We start from the raw sequence: 980 nt of genomic DNA on the forward strand, positions 1-980 counted from the left end.
GGTCATCGTGCGGCTCCGGTCTCGGGGGTGGGGCTCGGGGTGGGTGTCGGGGTGGCGTCGGCGTCCGGCGCAGTGGTGCCGGAGTCGGCGCCCGGTGTGGAGTCCTGGACGCGGATCGACCCGCCCTCCTGGGCGATGCGGACCACGAACGGCTCGGCCTCGGGATCGCCGAAGGTCTGCGTCCACAGCTGACGGCCGTCGGCGGTGCGGACCTCGCGGGGCGCGTCGATCGCGCCTCCGTCGGCGTCCAGCACGAGGAGCTCGGTGTCCTCCGTGGTCGCCTCGAGGCGGACCGCCGTTCCCGCCATCGTGGCGACGGACACGTGCCCGTAGCCGACCCACAGGTCCAGCGGCTCGCCGGAGGTCTCGTAGCCGGGTGCGACCGTGACGCGCAGGTCACTCGCCGCGAGCGTCGCGTAGCGGCCGGGAGCGGCGCTCGAGAAGCCGTAGGTGCCCAGGACGGGGAGCAGCTCGCGGTCGGTCGGCAGCACGGCGGCGCAGGCGGCGGTGACCAGCGCGACCGTCGCGAGGGCGATCAGCGCGATCGCGCGCCTCCGGAACAGGCCGGCGAGCACGATCACCACGGCGAGCACGAGCGCGGCCGAGGCGGCTCCGACGACGAGGGCCGTCGGTCCGGAGGCGGTGAGCGAGACCAGTGCGCCGGTCAGTGCGGCGGCGCCCAGGGCGAGCAGCGTGAAGCTCGCCCGCAGCCGGGGGTTCGCGGCGCGTCGGAGGCGCTGGCGCTCCAGGCGCGCGGCGGTGACGGCGGCGGCGGCGAGTCGCGCCTCCTCCGCCCGGGCGCGGGCCGTCTCACGGGCCGACGCGCTCTGCTGGGCGCGGAACGCCTCCCGCTCGGCCCGCCAGGCCTCCTGGCGCTCGCGCCACTCGGCGACGGCCTCGGGGGACGAGGGGCGCTCGTCCTGCAGCCCGGGGTCGGGTGCGGGGTAGGCGGGAGCGGAGGGCGCGGGGTAGGGGAGCGT

Annotated in this window: 1 pseudogene; it reads right to left on the reverse strand. The window is 77.3% G+C overall.

The window, feature by feature from the left end:
* Positions 1 to 2: 2 nt before the first annotated feature.
* A pseudogene (locus C5C29_RS17275) lies at positions 3 to 980 on the reverse strand (hypothetical protein); the annotation flags it as partial.

It is taken from the genome of Rathayibacter sp. AY1H2, assembly GCF_002931985.1.
In the GTDB taxonomy this organism is placed as follows: Bacteria; Actinomycetota; Actinomycetes; order Actinomycetales; family Microbacteriaceae; genus Rathayibacter.